Annotated in this window: 12 protein-coding genes and 3 pseudogenes; 7 read left to right on the top strand and 8 right to left on the bottom strand. The window is 39.7% G+C overall.

All coding sequences use genetic code 11. From position 1 onward, the window contains the following. Nucleotide 1: 1 nt before the first annotated feature. From HG567_RS00305 to HG567_RS00270, 8 genes and pseudogenes are all read right to left on the bottom strand, one after another. Nucleotides 2-340, bottom strand: coding sequence for a hypothetical protein (locus HG567_RS00305; RefSeq protein ID WP_202140209.1), 339 nt, complete (start codon nt 338-340; stop codon nt 2-4). Nucleotides 341-344: 4 nt separating this feature from the next. Beyond that, a complete protein-coding gene (locus tag HG567_RS00300) occupies nt 345-764 on the bottom strand; it encodes an SMI1/KNR4 family protein (protein WP_202139753.1) in 420 nt (139 codons plus the stop codon). Then, a pseudogene (locus HG567_RS00295) lies at nt 734-1828 on the bottom strand (HNH endonuclease); the annotation flags it as partial. The gene HG567_RS00300 and the pseudogene HG567_RS00295, both read right to left, overlap by 31 nt. Next, nucleotides 1825-1899, bottom strand: a pseudogene (locus HG567_RS00290) (type VII secretion protein); the annotation flags it as partial. The pseudogenes HG567_RS00295 and HG567_RS00290, both read right to left, overlap by 4 nt. A gap of 15 nt (nt 1900-1914) precedes the next feature. Beyond that, entirely contained in the window at nt 1915-2484 is a 570-nt protein-coding gene (locus tag HG567_RS00285) for a hypothetical protein (RefSeq protein ID WP_202139751.1), read from the bottom strand. Further along, on the bottom strand, nt 2481-4901 hold the full coding sequence (locus tag HG567_RS00280) for a hypothetical protein (protein ID WP_202163834.1): 2421 nt from the start codon (nt 4899-4901) through the stop codon (nt 2481-2483). The genes HG567_RS00285 and HG567_RS00280 overlap by 4 nt, the downstream gene beginning before the upstream one ends. 10 nt (nt 4902-4911) lie before the next feature. Then, nucleotides 4912-5736, bottom strand: a complete 825-nt coding sequence (locus HG567_RS00275; RefSeq protein ID WP_479680769.1) for a coiled-coil domain-containing protein — start codon at nt 5734-5736, stop codon at nt 4912-4914. Nucleotides 5737-6355: 619 nt separating this feature from the next. After that, complete coding sequence (locus HG567_RS00270) at nt 6356-6565, bottom strand: hypothetical protein (RefSeq protein ID WP_000849021.1); 210 nt, start codon at nt 6563-6565, stop codon at nt 6356-6358. 321 nt (nt 6566-6886) lie between these two features. Between HG567_RS00270 and HG567_RS00265 the strand changes: the two genes are divergently transcribed. From HG567_RS00265 to hypF, 7 genes and pseudogenes are all read left to right on the top strand, one after another. Next, nucleotides 6887-10444 carry a bifunctional proline dehydrogenase/L-glutamate gamma-semialdehyde dehydrogenase gene (locus HG567_RS00265; RefSeq protein WP_202163833.1) on the top strand — a complete coding sequence of 1186 codons (3558 nt, stop codon included), beginning with the start codon at nt 6887-6889 and terminating at the stop codon, nt 10442-10444. A gap of 26 nt (nt 10445-10470) precedes the next feature. Further along, nucleotides 10471-11961, top strand: a complete 1491-nt coding sequence (gene putP / locus HG567_RS00260; RefSeq protein ID WP_202139748.1) for a sodium/proline symporter PutP — start codon at nt 10471-10473, stop codon at nt 11959-11961. Between the two features lie 40 nt (nt 11962-12001). Next, a pseudogene (locus tag HG567_RS07725) lies at nt 12002-12878 on the top strand (DNA cytosine methyltransferase); the annotation flags it as partial. A 168-nt stretch (nt 12879-13046) separates the two neighbouring features. Next, entirely contained in the window at nt 13047-13448 is a 402-nt protein-coding gene (locus HG567_RS07720; RefSeq protein ID WP_421813255.1) for a DNA cytosine methyltransferase, read from the top strand. Then, nucleotides 13445-14143 carry a DNA-methyltransferase gene (locus HG567_RS00250; protein WP_202139747.1) on the top strand — a complete coding sequence of 233 codons (699 nt, stop codon included), beginning with the start codon at nt 13445-13447 and terminating at the stop codon, nt 14141-14143. Before HG567_RS07720 ends, HG567_RS00250 begins: the two co-directional genes overlap by 4 nt. A 51-nt stretch (nt 14144-14194) precedes the next feature. Next, nucleotides 14195-15187, top strand: a complete 993-nt coding sequence (locus tag HG567_RS00245) for an agmatine deiminase family protein (protein WP_202139746.1) — start codon at nt 14195-14197, stop codon at nt 15185-15187. After that, nucleotides 15184-17436 (top strand): carbamoyltransferase HypF, encoded by a 2253-nt coding sequence (gene hypF, locus HG567_RS00240; RefSeq protein ID WP_202140207.1) that lies wholly within the window; start codon nt 15184-15186, stop codon nt 17434-17436. Before HG567_RS00245 ends, hypF begins: the two co-directional genes overlap by 4 nt.

The following is a 17436-nucleotide window of genomic DNA, read 5'->3' as shown; positions in this document are numbered from 1 at the left end:
TTTAATCCTTAAGATATTCATCATAGCGCCTCTTAGCTTCTCTTTCATGCTCTTTGGCTTCACGCATAAGCCTATCGATCTCGCTTGGTGAATGGAAATTCATATGAATTTGCTTCTCCAAACGCTTGGCTTCTTCAAGTTGCTCGTCGATTTTTCTTCTTTGGTATTGAGTGTCTTGCTCTAAATTTTCTAAATCATGCGCGATTTTTAGCATCTCCTCTAGCGCCTCACTTTTAAGTTTCTGCCCCAAATCATCTTGCATGGCCTCTTCTACGAAATAGTCGCAAATCCTTCTTAACTCATTGGTGCAACCCTCCAAAAAAACTTTATGAGAAAACAACATTTTAACCCCTTGATTCCAGTTTTTTTAAAAACATATTAAGATTTAATAGCGCTTTTTTTGAGCCATCATCGGTGTCTAAAAACAGCACCACATCAGTGGTGGTATTCCAAAGATAATACCCCCCATACCCGTCATTAGCAAAAACGATTTCTTCAGGCTCTAACCATTCTTTTAAGCTCTGCATGAAATCAATGAACAAGCTCTCTAAATTGAAATTCAAAACATGTTTGAACGTGTAGGATTCATTGCCCACCATGAAATAACGCAATTGGCTAAAACCATAGTTTGATCGTTTGATGAAGTCCTTAAATTCATCGCTAAAGCCTATTTTCAATCGCTCTTCTAACCCGTTCAACGCATTTTCATTGATCGGCTCTACAAATTCCCAATTCAGTTCTGAGTTTGCAGGAATTGTTTCCATAGTAAGTATCCTTTCGTGTGTTTCACGCCTAATAATAACTCTTCTCTCACCAACGCCACATTCCCTAAAACATTCGCGTCAAAATGCCACAAATACCCCCTAGGAATGAACCCTTTTGCGATCTGTTCCAATTCTGCCGTATCAAAGCCCAAATCGTTATCTTTAAGCGCGGCTTGTAAAGCCTTTAGGGCATGATGAGCGCATGCGGTTTTACTTAAATCTTCTAAAGGCACAATGACGCTAAAAACGCTATCAAATTCCGCTAAACGCAAATCATTGAATCTGACCTCATCAGGATAGGGGTTTTGCTCATCTACCATAAAGTCCTCTTTATGGCTTTCTAAAAACTCTCTATACTCCAACGCTTTTTGCGTATAATTTTCATTCCGTTCTAAAACGGGATCGATTTTTTGACTCAAATTTTCTGTAGCTATTTCTAACTCTCTTTCTAAACTATCAAAAGCTTCATTGACAGCGTTTGAATCGTTGGGGGCTTCTTTGATTTTTTCTGTAAAACCTTCTAAAGCTTTCTTACAATTTTTAACGCAATTCTTTTTGGCTAGAGTCAAGCTTTCGTTATAAGAAGGCACGCCTAAGACGCTTGGCATCAAATCCTCTAAATTTTTTTCAAATTCTCGCTCTTTAGAGCTTGCCATGCGATCTAATTCATCGTTAGGGTTTTCATCATAAGAATATGCACCCATCAAATCCTCTAAATTTTCCAACTCTTGCTCTTTAGAGGCTTTAGCGTGATCCTTACTAGAAAAAGCGCTGATCTTGTCTTTCCAATCAGCGTATAAAGAAGCGCTAAAATTTTCCCTCAAGTCCTTCAAGTGCTCGTCAAAAACGCTTTTTTTAGGGGTATAAGAGATAGTAGGCCGTTCAAAATCGTATTCCATTAAAACGCCTGGGGTTGGAAAGTTGTATTCGTTATCTATCGCTTCGCTCGCTTGTTTCAAACGCCTGATAAATTCCTGGTGCTTATCGGTATAAAAATGCAACATCTTTTTAACGCCCTTCCAAGCCCCCTCCACAAGTTCCGCGCTCGCTTTGGCTTGATTAGTAGCTCTCTAAAGCGTTCTAAATGCCCTACAAATTCCCTGACCTCTTCGGTATCCATTTGCACTCTGCTCATAGGTTGTCCTTTCTTTTAAAAATTTTCTTCATTAGAATCAGGCTTTTTATCGCCGCTGATTCTAATGCTCCCACCCCCATAGCTAGGGGGTGTTGTGGGGCGAACCTCTAGCGTCTCGCCTCTTTCTCTTTTGTATTTTTCTTGCTGGCTTTGGTGGTATGTTTTCATGCTGTCTATCACGATTGCTTTGTGGTTGCTCCCTAAATCAGCGTTGGTGAGCAATTTTTGAACGCCATTACCCAAGCTGTTAGAACGCTTGTCTTCTATCTTAAGAGACAAATTCAAGCCCTTAAAACCCTCCAAAGCCTCCACTAGCGCTACCACAAGCTTCCTGTCCCAAATGGAATTTTTCAAATCCTTACGCAAGGAAAAAACCTCGCTTGAAAACGGGTAGTCATACAAAAACAAAAGGTCTAAATTGTCTAAAAATTCCACGTTGCAACGCTCTTTAAAACTTCTCAAAAAGCCCTCTTTTAAAGGCACAAAGCCTTCAGTGATAGGGATTAGCCCCTTGTCTTTTGCGCATTTAAACACCATAACGCTTTTTTCAATCACGACAAACGCATAAGCGTTCTTAGTCATCATAATTTTTCTGCCTCGCTTTCATAGATTAGTTGGTTGTCTTTAAACAGCCCCACTTTAATGCTTTGGGAATCCACGCAACACACCTTCACATCCACTTCTTCAACCTCTTCTAACGCTATGGAAATCATTTGCGTATCTTTAATGTTTAAAGTGTTGGTGTTGGCTAGGGCTTTGTCGCTGTAGCGTATCTCTAGCTCATCAAAGCCTCCCCATTCCTCTTTAGTTTGGAAAATCTGGTATTCATTAGGCTTTAAAGAATCCCTATGGATTTTAGCGTGGAATTTCCCCTCTATCTCAATGCCTAAATCGTATTTAAACACAGGATTGGAGCTTATGGAGGGCATTTCAATCCCTTTAGCCTTGTCCCTGCTTTCTAAAAGCCCGAAAGCCACCCCGGTTTTGCAAGTGGGCTTCAAATAAGCGGGCGTGTTAGAAACATCTTCTCCGGTAAGCTCTAAAATCTGTTTGTCTGATTTTTCTGTGCCTAGCGGCTCATAAAGAATGAATGTGAAATCATCTTTAGAAGTCTTTTGCTGGTAATCTTTGAGTTGCTTTTCTTTGGCGTTTTCAAACGCTTGTTTGACTAGCACCGAACGGCTCGCATTCCCGCCTAAGAAAATATGAAACGCCCGACACTGATCATCAATGTTTTCAGCCATCACTTTAGAAAATCCGGCAAAGAAGTTGGCAACGCTTTCATTGATCTTGTCTTTTAAGAGGTTTAAAAGCTCTTTGCAATCAACTTTAAGATCGCATTCTGTTTCTACCCCATTCCTATCCAACAGCATGGTTTTAAAATCCTTTTCAAAACCCTCTATGCTAAACTCTTCATTTTCTTCTATCGCTTCTATAATATCAGCGTCTAAATTTTCTAAAAAAGGGCGTAATTTAGAAGCGATCTCTTGCAAATTCAAGCGCGCTTCCCTGGAGTTTTGCATAAACGATCCAAAGCGTTGCGTATCAATCCTGTCATAGTTGGGCTTAGCGATGACAATGTCTTTTGATTTCAGCGTTTGAAAATTTTGGCCATACGCTTCCCAAGCCAACAATTCCAATAAATTCTCACCGCCTAAATACTTATCCCCTCCGCTGCTAAAATGCGTCATTTTGTAAGCGAACTTAGGATTAGCGCTTTTTTCCCATTTGCCAAAGTCAAAATCCGTCGTCCCGCCCCCAAAATCAAACACCCCGTAATAAACCGGTTTGTCTAACTTCTCTGATTTAAAAAACCCATAGCTTTTTAAAGCGCTAATGGCATACGCGCAAGGCTCGCTCGCTCTCAATTCCACTTTGAAAGTTTTAGCCGTTTTTTCATCGCCAAAAACATGCCGGGGTAAGGATTTTTTCAAGCCTCTTTCAAAACTCTCTCTGATTTTTTCAGCCTGATGCTTTTCATACTTGATGGGGTAGGATAAAAAGTATTTCAAAAACACGCCATTATGCATGTTATTAACGCAGCGGCCGATGCAGTAAGCGTAGATTTCTATGGAGTTAAAACCCGTGCAATTAGTGAAGCTTTCTAAAGGAAAATCCTCTATAAGATCCCTAAAATTCTGTTTTTCATCCGCTCCAGCCCATTGCTTCAATTGAGAAAAAAACCGATACAAATCATTCCCTTTAACGCCTGCAGCATTCTTTTGGGCTTCATGCGCCACTTCCATATCGTTCTTTTCTGTGAAAGGGCGGTGATCTAGCGCGTTATAAGCGTTAAGAAAGTTTTCTTTATGTCTAAACTCCATGATCGTGGGGTTTTCAAACTTTGTTAGGCTTGCGTCATCTACTAGCCCGCCAATAGAGAGCAAGCGGTATGTTCCCGTCTTATCCATATAGCTTGCGGTCGTGCTTTTAGTCCCAAAGTCAATAGCGACAACGCCCTTGTTTAAATCCTTCAAACTTGAGCGCGCATAGAAGTTCATTTCTTTGTTGTTGCTGTCTAAATTATCAAACCTAAAGGTTACCCTTTCTTTAGGCGTGCTAGGCACCTCTAAATCCCAATGCCCTCCATCTAAATCAAGCAATTGGCTTTGGCTATAGCTCTTAAGGCCTACCGCTACACTATCCACTTTGAGCATCAAATCTTTAAATTTTTCAAAATCCACATCCACATCGCTATAAGAAACGATTTCTAAGGTTTTTTCTATTTGCTCATTAGTGATCTTTTCAGCTTGCGCTAAATCCTCTAGGAATTTTTGATTTTCATCAGAAAGATACCTTGAAGAAGTCTCATTATTAACGATCACATGAAGCACCCGCAGCACTTGTTTGAATTTGATTTTGTCTTCTTCTGGCACTTCTTTTTTGAAATGGATCGGTATTTCTTCATTGAATTTGACTCCATCCTTTAAAGACAGATCGCACAATTTCTCTACTAAGGGGTGGCCAAGAGGCAGTCTTAAACTCTGTAAGGGGTTTGCCATGATATTTCCTTTATTGTGGTTTTTGTGGTTGCAATGTGAAGAGTTGCTCGTTCAAGCCATAAGCCCTCTCTTTGAGAGCGATGTTCTCTTCTTCTAATTTTCGGTTTTGGCGTTTTAAATCCTGGTTTGCGCTCGCTAAACGCCTGTTGTGTAAGTCCAGTTTGCTTTTTTCTTCCATAGTCTCTAAGCTCTTCAGGCGCGCGATTTCTCGCTCCAACTCGGTGTTTTCTTCGGCTATTTTTTCTTTAGCTTGCGCTAATTGAGCGTTAGAGTTTTCTAAAGACTGCCGTAATTGATTGTTAGTGTTTTCCAAATTTTTTTGAGTGCTTTCTAACTTTTTGAGTTTGTCGGTTAGGCGTTGGTTTTCTTTTTCTAAATCAGCGCATAATTTTTCTAAAAACCCATGCGCATCTTGCAATTGCGCTCGCTCTTGTTTGAGGCTGCCCTGCTCTTTAGTGAGCGCGACAACTTGGTGGTTGAGCTTGTTATTTTCGGTTTTCAGATCGGTGTTTGCTTTAGTTAGATTTTCTTTTTCTTTTGATAACTCGGCTTTTTCATTTTTTAAAACTTGCTGAGATTGTTCTAACTCTTTCACTTGCTTTTGTGATGCATTAAGCTGATTGTTTAGATTTTCTTTTTCTCTAGCTAGATCATTTCTTTCTCTATATAGTTCGGTGTTTGCTTTAGTTAGATTTTCTTTTTCTTTTGATAACTCGGCTTTTTCATTTTTTAAAGCTTGCTGAGATTGTTCTAACTCTTTCGCTTGCTTTTGTGATGCATTAAGCTGATTAGTTAGATTTTCTTTTTCGGTTTTCAGCTCGGTGTTTGCTTTAATTAGTTTATCTTTTTCTGTGGTTAGAGCTTTATTTTTTTCAATCAGTTCTGTTTTTTCTTTAGCTAGATTGTCTTTTTCTCTAGCTAGATCATTTCTTTCTCTATTTAGTTCAGTGTTTTCTTTAGCTAGATTGTCTTTATCTTTTGATAAATCGGTGATCTTGTTAGTTAGCTCAGTGTTTTCATTTTTTAGTTTGGTGTTTTCTTCTTGGATTTCTTTAAGCGCTTTCTCTCTTCCTTGAGCGTCTTTTGAGTTTTCTTGGGTGTCGTTAGAGGATTTTCCAAGCGAAAAGAAAGAGTCTATAAGATGAGAGATTTTTCTAAGGGGTTCAAAGTCTTCTAATTTAAGATCTTCTAATTTTTTAATGCGATCTGCAAGATCTCGAACAAGTTTTAAAAGCTCTTCATTATTGGGGGGTGTGGGGGCGAAAGCAGTGGGATTTGAAATATTTGGTTTTTCTATTTTTTCATTATTCGTATTTTCTACAATATGAGCGCCACTCGTAAGAATATCTCCTTTTGTATTATATCAGTGTTAAAAAGATTGTTATTGTAATTTGAGAAAATTTAAAATGAGCTTTATTTCCCCCCCCCTTTTTTTCGCCCCCTCTAACAAACCCCTAGAATGTAGAATCCCAATGGTTTAAGTTAGAAGAATAAGGGTCAAAAAAGCCCTTAGGCATGTATTGCACTTCTTTTTTGGTAGAAGCGTCTTTTGAAGAATGGTCTTTAGGAAGACAAGCGAAACGCTGAGTATCAAAGCTAGAACAACCGCTCAATAACAACGCACCGAGTGTGCCAATCATAATACCATTTTTAATTGTTTTCATTTTATATCCTTTGTTTTGTAAAATTTTTTGTAAATCCGTTTAATTTAAAATCGTTTCGTTCAATGGTTTTAAATTACACGATGCGAATGTTATAATTTATTTTTAAACGAAAAGTAAATGAAGCTAAAAACAATACAAATTATCACTCAAATTCTTATCATTGTGTAAAAATGCGTGATAAACTCAAACAGATTGGAATGAGAATTAATTACCACTAAAACAAAATTTAAAATTAAAAAACATTACCAACCCATAAGACTTAAAGCCACCCGCTTAAAACATGCTACAATCAAGCCAAATTCTTAAATAAAAGGTAAGCTCATGCAAAAAATCATTGAGGATTCATTAGAATTAGCTAAAAAACTGCAAGATAGTATCAGTAACCATTTGAGCGAGCAAGAAAAAGCGTTCCACTCTAAAATGCAAAAGCTTTTAAACAACCCTGAAAACAAAGTCATGCTCATAGAACTTATGGATCGGAGTTTCAGGTGCTTGGACAATAAAGCCCGCTTTGAAATGATTGAGCATGTTTTAGACAAATACAAAAGCCGTGAGATTTTTTCTCCGTTTGAAAAATTGCTTTTAATGGGGTTTTTGAGCTTTGGGAAAATGCTGCCTGATATGAGCGTGCCTTTTTTTGTCAATAAAATCAGAAGCGACACGAAAGCGATGGTCTTGGATCAAGAAGAGAGCCGATTGAAAGAGCGGATTTTAAAAAGAAAGAATGAAAAAATCATTTTGAACGTGAATTTTATTGGCGAAGAGGTTTTAGGCGAAGAAGAAGCTAGTGCGCGTTTTGAAAAATACTCTCAAGCCCTAAAATCCAACTACATCCAATACATTTCCATTAAAATCACGACGATTTTTTCTCAAATCAATATCCTTGATTTTGAATACTCTAAAAAAGAGATTGTCAAACGCTTAGACGCTCTTTACGCCTTAGCTTTAGAAGAAGAAAAAAAGCAAGGCATGCCTAAATTCATCAATTTGGATATGGAGGAATTTAGGGATTTAGAGCTTACGGTGGAGTCTTTTATGGAATCCATCGCTAAATTTGATTTGAACGCTGGTATTGTGCTGCAAGCCTATATCCCTGATTCTTATGAATATTTGAAAAAACTGCATGCTTTTTCTAAAGAAAGGGTTTTAAAAGGGTTGAAGCCCATTAAAATCCGCTTTGTTAAGGGGGCGAACATGGAGAGCGAAGAGACGATCGCTTCTATGAAAGACTGGGCGTTACCCACATTTTCCAATAAGCAAGACACCGACTCTAATTACAATAAAATGCTGGATTTTGTTTTAGAGGGCGATAATTATAAATACATCCATATTGGTGCAGCGAGCCACAATATTTTTGAAATCGCTTACATTTATACGCGCATCCATGCCATTAACGACCCTGTTGTGTTAGAGCATTTTAGCTTTGAAATGCTAGAGGGCATGAGCTTGCAAGCGAGCCAGGAACTAAAAGAGATGCACAAACTCATTCTTTATGCGCCGGTGTGCGATGAAGCGCATTTTAACAATGCGATCGCTTACTTGGTGAGGAGGTTAGACGAAAACACCTCAAGCGATAATTTCATGAAAGCTTTCTTCAACCTCAAAGTAGGCACGAGCGAATGGAAAGACCAAGAGCAACGCTTTTTAAACAGCCTTAAAGGAATCGCCACTTTAGACAACGCTACCCACAGGACCCAAGACAGAAACGCCAAACAAACCGGTCATACCACCTACCCAAACCACTCCTTTAAAAACGAAAGCGATACCGATTTTATTTTAAAAGCCAACCGAGAATGGGCTAAAAAAGTGCGCGATAAAATGCATAACGCTCCTATTTTAGAGCTTTACCCAGAAATAGATGGGAGGTTTGAAGATCCCAATCTAACCCCTTTAGAAGTCTTTGATAAAATCCATCATAAAAAAATCGCTAGCGTGCATTTAGCGGATAAGGAAGCGATTTTAAAAGCTCTAGAAGTGGCTAAAAGCGATAAGAGTCATTTCAGTCAAAAAAGCTTCACAGAAATCCATGCTTTATTGAGTCAAACCGCTCAGCTTTTTAGAGAAAGAAGAGGCGATTTAATAGGGATTTCGGCTTTAGAAGTGGGTAAGACTTTCGCTGAAACGGACGCTGAAGTGAGCGAAGCCATTGACTTTTTGGAGTTTTACCCTTATAGTTTAAGGGTGTTACAAGAGCAGAACCCAAAAACGCAATTCACCCCCAAAGGCGTGGGTGTGGTCATTGCCCCATGGAATTTCCCTGTGGGCATTTCTGTAGGCACTATCGCTGCCCCCCTAGCCGCTGGCAATCGGGTGATTTACAAGCCCTCAAGTTTGTCTAGCGTAACCGGCTATAAGCTTTGTGAGTGCTTTTGGGATGCGGGCGTGCCAAGAGATGCGCTCATTTACCTGCCCTCTAAAGGGAGCGATATTAGCGAACACCTTTTAAAAGATGAAAGCATCCAGTTTGCCATTTTAACCGGGGGCGAAGACACCGCTTACAAAATGTTAGAAGCTAACCCCACTCTAGCCTTGAGCGCTGAAACGGGCGGTAAAAACGCCACCATTGTGAGCAAAATGGCAGACAGAGATCAAGCGATTAAGAATGTTATCCATTCAGCTTTTAGCAATTCGGGGCAAAAATGCTCTGCCACTTCGCTTTTAGTGTTGGAAAAAGAAGTCTATGAAGATGAGAACTTTAAAAAGACTCTAATAGATGCGACTCTAAGCCTTAGCGTGGGCGATCCTTTTGATTTCAAAAACAAAATCGGCGCTCTAGCGGACAAGCCTAATAAAAAGGTCATCAAAGCCATAGATGAATTGAAAAGCTATGAAAATTACGAAATCCCGGTAAGCTTTGTCAATGATAACCCCTATTTGATGAAGCCAAGCATCAAATACGGCACTAAAAAAGGCGATTTCACGCACCAAACTGAGCTTTTTACGCCCATTTTATCCGTGATGAAAGCGCAAGATTTAGACGAAGCGATAGACATAGTCAATTCTACCGGTTACGGGCTGACGAGCGCGTTAGAGTCTTTGGACGAAAGGGAGTGGGAATATTATTTAGAACGCATTGAAGCCGGTAATATCTATATCAACAAACCCACCACAGGAGCGATTGTCTTGCGCCAGCCTTTTGGGGGGGTTAAAAAATCCGCTGTGGGGTTTGGGAGAAAAGTAGGCATTTTTAACTATATCACGCAATTTGTGAATACCCACCAAGAAGAAGAAGATGAAAACGCCCTGAAAAACCCCTTAAGCGAAGTTTTAGAGGGCTTGACTCAAAAAGGCTATGATGAACACACGCATGAGTTGAAGCGCGCGATTTTTATGGCAAAGAGTTACGCTTATCATTACAAGCATGAATTCAGCCAAGCTAAAGACTATGTCAAAATCAGAGGCGAAGACAACCTTTTTTCCTACACCAAAGTTAAAAGCGTGGGCTATCGCATCACCGAAAAAGACACCTTAAGCGATATGTTAGGCGTTGCTTTGGCATGTTTAATTCCTCAAATCCCTTTAACGCTCAGCATAGAAAACGAACGAGCGAACAAAGATTTACCATTTTTCTTAGAATGCTTAAAAGCGCTCCGAGCAAACGCCCCCATTGTTTATGAAAGCTTGCAAAAATTTAGCGAGAAACTGAACGCTTTCAATCGTGTCCGTTATTTAAAAAGCGATTTGGATTTATTGCATGAACAAGCAAGCGCCTTAGGGATTGTTTTAGCCACGGCTAAACCCTGCTTGAACGGGCGTTTTGAATTGCTGTATTACCACTTAGAGCGATCGGTTAGCATCTCTTATCATCGTTACGGGAATTTAGGCTCAAGGGTTTTAAGGCAACCAACTTGCCACAAATCATGCTGTGCTGAAAAATAAATATTGTATTAAATAAGGAGATCAAAATGGGACATGTTGTTTTAAGCACCCCTATTGTTACGATGTTTGTCGTTTATTCGCTGTTAATGCTCTATATTGGTTTTTATTTTTACAAACAAAACGAAACGACTGAAGATTATTTCTTAGGCGATCGTTCTATGGGCCCTATCATTAGCGCTTTGAGCGCGGGAGCGAGCGACATGAGCGGGTGGCTTCTAATGGGATTACCCGGAGCTTTATATGTGGGGGGCTTAATCAATTCACACATCGCCATAGGGTTGAGTTTGGGCGCGCTCATTAACTGGGTTTTTGTGGCTAAACGCTTACGCATTTATACGAGCGTGATCGCTAATTCCATCACCATTTCAGATTATTTTGAAACGCGCTTTAGCGATGACAGACACATTTTGCGCTTGATTTCAGCTTTTGTGATTTTGATCTTTTTTATTTTTTACATTTCTTCAGGGTTGGTGAGTGGGGCTAAACTCTTTGAAGCGACCTTTGGCATTCAATACACCTACGCTTTAAGCATTGGCACGCTGATTATTGTCTCTTACACCTTTTTAGGGGGGTATAAGGCGGTGTGTTGGACGGATTTGATTCAAGGGCTTTTGATGATGAGCGCTTTAATCGTGGTTCCAGTCGTTATGATAATCCATCTTGGAGGGATTGGAGAAGGGATTAAAATCATTAGAGAAATCAAGCCTGAAAACCTTTCTTTCTTGCAAGGCTCTAGCATGGTCGCCATTATTTCAAGCCTTGCTTGGGGGTTAGGCTATTTTGGGCAACCCCATATTTTAGTGCGTTTCATGTCTATCCGCTCCATTAAAGATGTCCCTAAAGCGACCACTATTGGGATTTCTTGGATGGTTATTTCTTTGATTGGGGCATGCGCTATGGGGCTTTTAGGCGTTGCGTATGTGCATAAATTTGATTTGAGTTTAGAAGACCCTGAAAAGATTTTCATTGTGATGAGTCAATTGCTCTTTAACCCTTGGATCACAGGCATTTTATTGAGCGCGATTTTAGCGGCGGTGATGAGCACGGCCAGTTCACAACTGCTTGTAAGCTCTTCTACCATTGCTGAAGACTTCTATGCGACGATTTTCAATAAAGATGCTCCGCAAAAATTAGTGATGGTTATTTCTAGGCTTTCGGTTTTAGGAGTGGCTTGCATCGCTTTTTTCATTTCAACGGATAGAAACGCCAGTATTCTCAGCATCGTGAGTTACGCATGGGCTGGCTTTGGCGCGAGCTTTGGCTCTGTGATTTTATTCTCGCTTTTTTGGTCAAGAATGACGCGCATTGGCGCGATTGCTGGCATGCTCTCTGGGGCTAGCACGGTGATTTTATACGATAAATTTGGCAAAAGCTTTTTGGATATTTATGAAATCGTTCCGGGCTTTATTGTAGCGAGCATAGCCATTGTTGTGTTTAGTTTGTTTTCTAGCGTGCGAGCAGGCACTAAAGAGGCTTTTGAAACCATGCTTAAAGAAATTGAGAGCTTGAGACATTAAAACGCTTCAAATGAGTTTGGTTTAATCCTTAAATCCCCCTATGCTCTTTAATCAAACCTTAACCTATATTTCTTTATTTTCTGGGGCAGGAGTGGGGTGCTATGGGCTTTTAGAAGAGGGGTTTGAATGCGTTGCTACCAATGAAATTTTAGAAAAACGCTTGAATATCCAAAGGATCAATCGCAAATGCAAACTAGATGAAAGCTACATTAGTGGGGATATTAAAAAGCCAGAAACAAAAGAAAAAATTTTAAAACAAATTGGATTTTATTCTAAAAAATTTGGTAATGATAGGGTTGATTTAGTGGTAGCAACCCCACCTTGTCAAGGCATGAGTGTGGCCAATCATAAAAAGAAAAACGATGAAATCAAACGGAATTCTTTGGTTATTGAGAGCGTTGATTTGATTAAACAAATCAAACCCAGATTTTTTATTTTAGAAAATGTCCCTAGTTTTTATAAAACAGGTTGTATAGACAAAAATGACAATTTGCTAGAAATAGGATCTATGATAGAGCAAAATTTGAGTGGCGATTATAGGCTCTATGATGAGGTAATCAATTTTAAAAATTTTGGAGCTAATTCAAGCCGAACAAGAACTTTAGTGATAGGGGTTTGTAAAGAGTTTAAAGATTTTACAAGTGCGTTAGAATTTTTTCCTGATTTCAAACAAGAAAAAACCTTAAAAGAAGTGATAGGCTCGTTAAAACCACTTACTTTGGGGCGAGTATGATAGCGCAGATTTTTATCATAGTTTTAGAACTTATCCAAAGCATATGCAAGAATGGATTAAGGATTTAAAAGAAGGACAAAGCGCGTTTGAGAATACAGAATTAAACAAAAAGCCTCATAGAATGGTCGGTAATAAGATTGTCTTAAATGTTTCAGATTATGGCGTGCCTCAAAACAGAGAGAGAGCGTTTATTGTAGGGGCTAGTCGTTTCAGTTTTGATTTCAATCTTTTAGAGCCTTCTCAAAGCGTGAATGTTCAAGATGCCATAAGCGATTTGGCCTATCTTTGTTCTAATGAGGGGGCGTTTGAGAGCGATTATTTAAACCCTGTCCAATCAAACTATCAAGCCTTAATGCGAAAAGATAGCCCTAAATTATACAACCACCAAGCCACCAACCACTCGCAAGCCGCTTTAGAGAAATTAAAACTCATCAATAAAGAGCAAGGCAAAGAATGCTTGCCTAAAAACTTGCATGGCAAACAGCAATTCAAAAGCACATGGGGGCGCTTAAATTGGAATAAAATCAGCCCCACCATAGACACACGCTTTGACACTCCCAGCAACGGCACCAACTCCCACCCCGAATTGCACCGCTCTATCACGCCCAGAGAAGCCGCCAGGATACAAAGTTTTAGCGATAATTATATCTTTTATGGCAATAAAACGAGCGTTTGCAAGCAAATCGGTAACGCTGTGCCTCCTCTTCTAGCCCTAGCTTTAGGCAAAGCGATCTTAAAAAACTTAAGAAAATGATACAAATCCATCACGCTGACGCTTTTGAAATCATCAAAGATTTTTACCGGCAAAATTTAAAAGTGGATGCGATCATCACGGATCCTCCTTATAACATTTCGGTTAAAAACAATTTTTCCACCCTAAAGAGCGCTAAAAGGCAAGGCATAGATTTTGGGGAATGGGATAAAAATTTCAAGCTTTTAGAATGGATCAAGCGCTACGCCCCCTTAGTCAATCCAAACGGCTGCATGGTGATTTTTTGCTCTTACAGGTTTATAAGCTATATCGCTGATTTTTTAGAAGAAAACGGCTTTGTGGTCAAAGACTTTATCCAATGGGTTAAAAATAATCCAATGCCAAGAAACATCCACCGGCGCTATGTCCAAGACACGGAATTTGCCCTATGGGCGGTTAAAAAGAAAGCTAAATGGGTGTTTAACAAACCCAAAAATGAAAAATATTTGCGGCCTTTGATCTTAAAAAGCCCTGTGGTGAGCGGGCTTGAAAGAGTGAAACACCCCACGCAAAAAAGCCTAGCCTTAATGGAAAAAATCATTTCCATCCACACAAACCCTAATGACATCGTGCTAGATCCTTTCATGGGGAGCGGCACCACCGGCTTAGCGTGCAAAAATTTAGAACGGAATTTTATCGGTATAGAATCAGAAAAAGAATATTTTCAAACCGCACAAAAGCGTTTGAATCTGTTTTAAAAACGCTATTTGAATGAGATTGTGTTATAGTTATTTAAAAGGATATTTTGAATGAAAAGAATGTTAGCGGAGTTTGAAAAAATCCAAGCGATTTTAATGGCGTTCCCCCATGAGTTTGGCGATTGGGCGTATTGCATCAAAGAAGCGAGAGAAAGCTTTTTAAACATCATTCAAACCATAGCCAAACACGCTAAAGTGTTAGTGTGCGTCCATACTAGCGATACTATCGGCTATGAGATGCTTAAAAACTTATCTGGTGTAGAGATCGCAAGGATTGACACTAACGACACATGGGCTAGGGATTTTGGAGCGATCAGTATTGAAAATCAGGGCGTTTTAGAGTGCTTGGATTTTGGTTTTAATGGCTGGGGGTTAAAATACCCGTCCAATTTAGACAATCAGGTGAATTTCAAACTCAAAAGTTTAGGGTTTTTAAAACACCCTTTAAAAACGATGCTCTATGTTTTAGAGGGCGGGAGCATAGAAAGCGATGGGGCCGGGAGCATTTTAACCAACACCCAATGCCTGCTAGAAAAAAATCGTAACCCCCATTTGAATCAAAATGGAATAGAAAACATGCTTAAAAAGGAATTAGGGGCTAAACAAGTGCTGTGGTATTCTTATGGCTATTTAAAAGGCGATGATACCGATAGCCATACCGACACGCTCGCTCGTTTTTTGGATAAAGACACCATTGTTTATAGTGCATGCGAAGATGAAAACGATGAGCATTACACAGCTTTAAAAAAAATGCAAGAAGAATTAAAAACCTTTAAAAAACTAGACAAAACGCCTTATAAACTCATCCCCTTAGAAATCCCCAAAGCCATTTTTGATGAAAACCAACAGCGCTTGCCGGCAACTTATGTGAATTTTTTATTGTGCAATAACGCCCTCATCGTCCCCACTTACAACGACCCTAAAGATACGCTCATTTTAGAAACCTTAAAACAACACACGCCCTTAGAAGTGATAGGGGTTGATTGCAATACCTTAATCAAACAGCATGGGAGTTTGCATTGTGTAACGATGCAACTTTATTGAACAAAATCACGCTTTTTGGCGTGGTTCAAGGCGTGGGCATGCGCCCTTTTATTTATACCCTGGCTCAAAAATTAGGGCTTGTAGGCTTTGTGCGTAACGCCCAAGCGGCTTTAGAAATCGTCTTACCCGCTCATCAAACAGAGTCTTTTTTAAACGCCCTCAAAAAAGGATTGCCCCCTTTAGTGCTGGTGGAAAAAATCATTATTAGCCCCTATGATAAGGCGCTTCATTTCAATGATTTTAGGATTTTAGAAAGCAAGAACCACCCTTTAAATTTGCTCAGTCAAATCCCTAAAGATTTAGGCGTGTGTGAGGATTGCTTGCGCGAGATCAGAGATAAAAACTCCCCCTATTTTCATTACGCTTTCAATTCTTGCGCGAAGTGCGGGGCAAGATACAGCCTTTTAAACGCCATGCCCTATGACAGAGAAAACTCCGCCCTAAAACCCTTCAAATTCTGTGAATTTTGCGCTTCTATCTATCAAGACCCCACCAATAAGCGCTTCCACATTCAAGGCATCAGCTGCAAAAAGTGCGGTATCGCGCTCAATTACAAGCGATTCAAGAATGATGACGCTCTTTTAGAATGCGCTAAAGACCTTCAAAAGGGTAAAATCATCGCTCTTAAAGGTTTGGGAGGCTTTGCTCTCTTGTGCGATGCGAGGAATTTTCAAACCATAGAAAGGTTACGGCTTTTAAAAAAACGCCCCCTAAAGCCTTTCGCGCTCATGTTTAAAGATTTGAACACAGCCAAACAGCATGCGTTTTTGAACGCGTTAGAATGCGAAAGCTTAATTTCTACAAGTGTTCCCATTCTTTTAGCCCGTAAAAAACCTGACACCCAATTAGCCCCCAATATCGCTAAAAACTCCCCCTTTTATGGCGTGATTTTGCCCTATACCCCTTTGCATGCTTTATTATTGGATTTATTGGATTTCCCTATTGTGTTCACGAGCGCGAATTTCAGCTCCCTCCCTTTAGCAAGCGATGAAAAAGAGATCGATTCGCTTCATTTTATTTTTGATTTTAAGCTCACGCACAATCGCGCCATCATCCACAGGATTGATGACAGTATCGTGCAGCGTGTGGATAATGTTATTCGCCCCATGCGTTTGGCTAGAGGGTTTGCCCCCCTTTACCTCACTTTGCCCAAACGCTCTTTTAATGCGCCCAAAAAGATTTTAGCGCTTGGAGCGGAGCAAAAAGGGCATTTTAGTTTATTGGATAGCGAAACTTCTGTTCTTTTACTCTCGCCTTTTTGTGGGGATTTGAGCGTTTTAGAAAATGAAAAACACTTTAAAGAAACTTTGAATTTTTTCTTAAAAACCTATGATTTTAAACCCACGCTCTTAGCTTGCGACAAGCATCAAAACTACACCACCACTCAAATGGCTTTTGAATTTAATACGCCCTTATTGCAAGTCCAGCACCACCATGCCCACTTTTTAGCGAGCGTCTTAGACGCATTATTACAAAATCCGCATTTAAATCACCCCTTTATAGGTATTGTTTGGGACGGGAGTGGGGCTTATGACAATAAGGTTTATGGGGCAGAGTGTTTTGTGGGGGATTTTGAACGCATTGAAGAAATCGCCAGATTTGAAGAATTTTGGCTTTTGGGGGGGCAAAAAGCGATCAAAGAGCCTAAACGCCTAGTTTTAGAAATCGCTTTAAAACACCAACTCAACAAGCTTTTAGGGCGTGTTCAAAAACATTTTAAAGAAGACGAATTAGAAATTTTCCAACAAATGCATGACAAAAAAATTCAAAGCGTCGCCACCAATTCCATAGGGCGTTTGTTTGATATAGTAGCGTTTAGTTTGGATTTAACAGGAACGATTAGCTTTGAAGCAGAGAGCGGGCAGGTTTTAGAAAATCTAGCCTTACAAAGCGATGAGATCGCTTTTTACCCTTTTGAAATCAAAAACAGCGTGGTGGGTTTGAAAGCATTTTATCAAGCGTTTGAAAAGGATTTGGGCGTTTTAGAACCCAAACGCATCGCTAAGAAATTTTTTAACAGCTTAGTAGAAATCATTACCGCTTTGATTGCACCCTTTAAAGAGCATGTCGTGGTGTGTAGTGGGGGCGTGTTTTGCAACCAATTATTATGCGAACAATTAGCCAAACGATTCAAAAAGCTTCAAAGGGAGTATTTTTTCCACAAGCATTTCCCCCCTAATGACAGCAGTATCCCTATCGGTCAAGCCTTAATGGCGTATTTCAACCCTACAATCATTAAAAAAGGATAA

The sequence above is a fragment of the Helicobacter pylori genome (genome assembly GCF_016755635.1).
GTDB lineage: Bacteria > Campylobacterota > Campylobacteria > Campylobacterales > Helicobacteraceae > Helicobacter > Helicobacter pylori_CQ.
This window is presented reverse-complemented; position numbering and strand designations above follow the sequence as displayed.

Coding starts and splice junctions, on each gene's coding strand:
- HG567_RS00245 (WP_202139746.1), top strand. CDS start 14,195: ATGAAAAGAATGTTAGCGGAGTTTGAAAAAATCCAAGCGATTTTAATG.
- HG567_RS00300 (WP_202139753.1), bottom strand. CDS start 764: ATGGAAACAATTCCTGCAAACTCAGAACTGAATTGGGAATTTGTAGAG.
- HG567_RS00250 (WP_202139747.1), top strand. CDS start 13,445: ATGATACAAATCCATCACGCTGACGCTTTTGAAATCATCAAAGATTTT.
- HG567_RS00280 (WP_202163834.1), bottom strand. CDS start 4,901: ATGGCAAACCCCTTACAGAGTTTAAGACTGCCTCTTGGCCACCCCTTA.
- HG567_RS00285 (WP_202139751.1), bottom strand. CDS start 2,484: ATGATGACTAAGAACGCTTATGCGTTTGTCGTGATTGAAAAAAGCGTT.
- HG567_RS07720 (WP_421813255.1), top strand. CDS start 13,047: ATGCGAAAAGATAGCCCTAAATTATACAACCACCAAGCCACCAACCAC.
- HG567_RS00270 (WP_000849021.1), bottom strand. CDS start 6,565: ATGAAAACAATTAAAAATGGTATTATGATTGGCACACTCGGTGCGTTG.
- HG567_RS00265 (WP_202163833.1), top strand. CDS start 6,887: ATGCAAAAAATCATTGAGGATTCATTAGAATTAGCTAAAAAACTGCAA.
- putP (WP_202139748.1), top strand. CDS start 10,471: ATGGGACATGTTGTTTTAAGCACCCCTATTGTTACGATGTTTGTCGTT.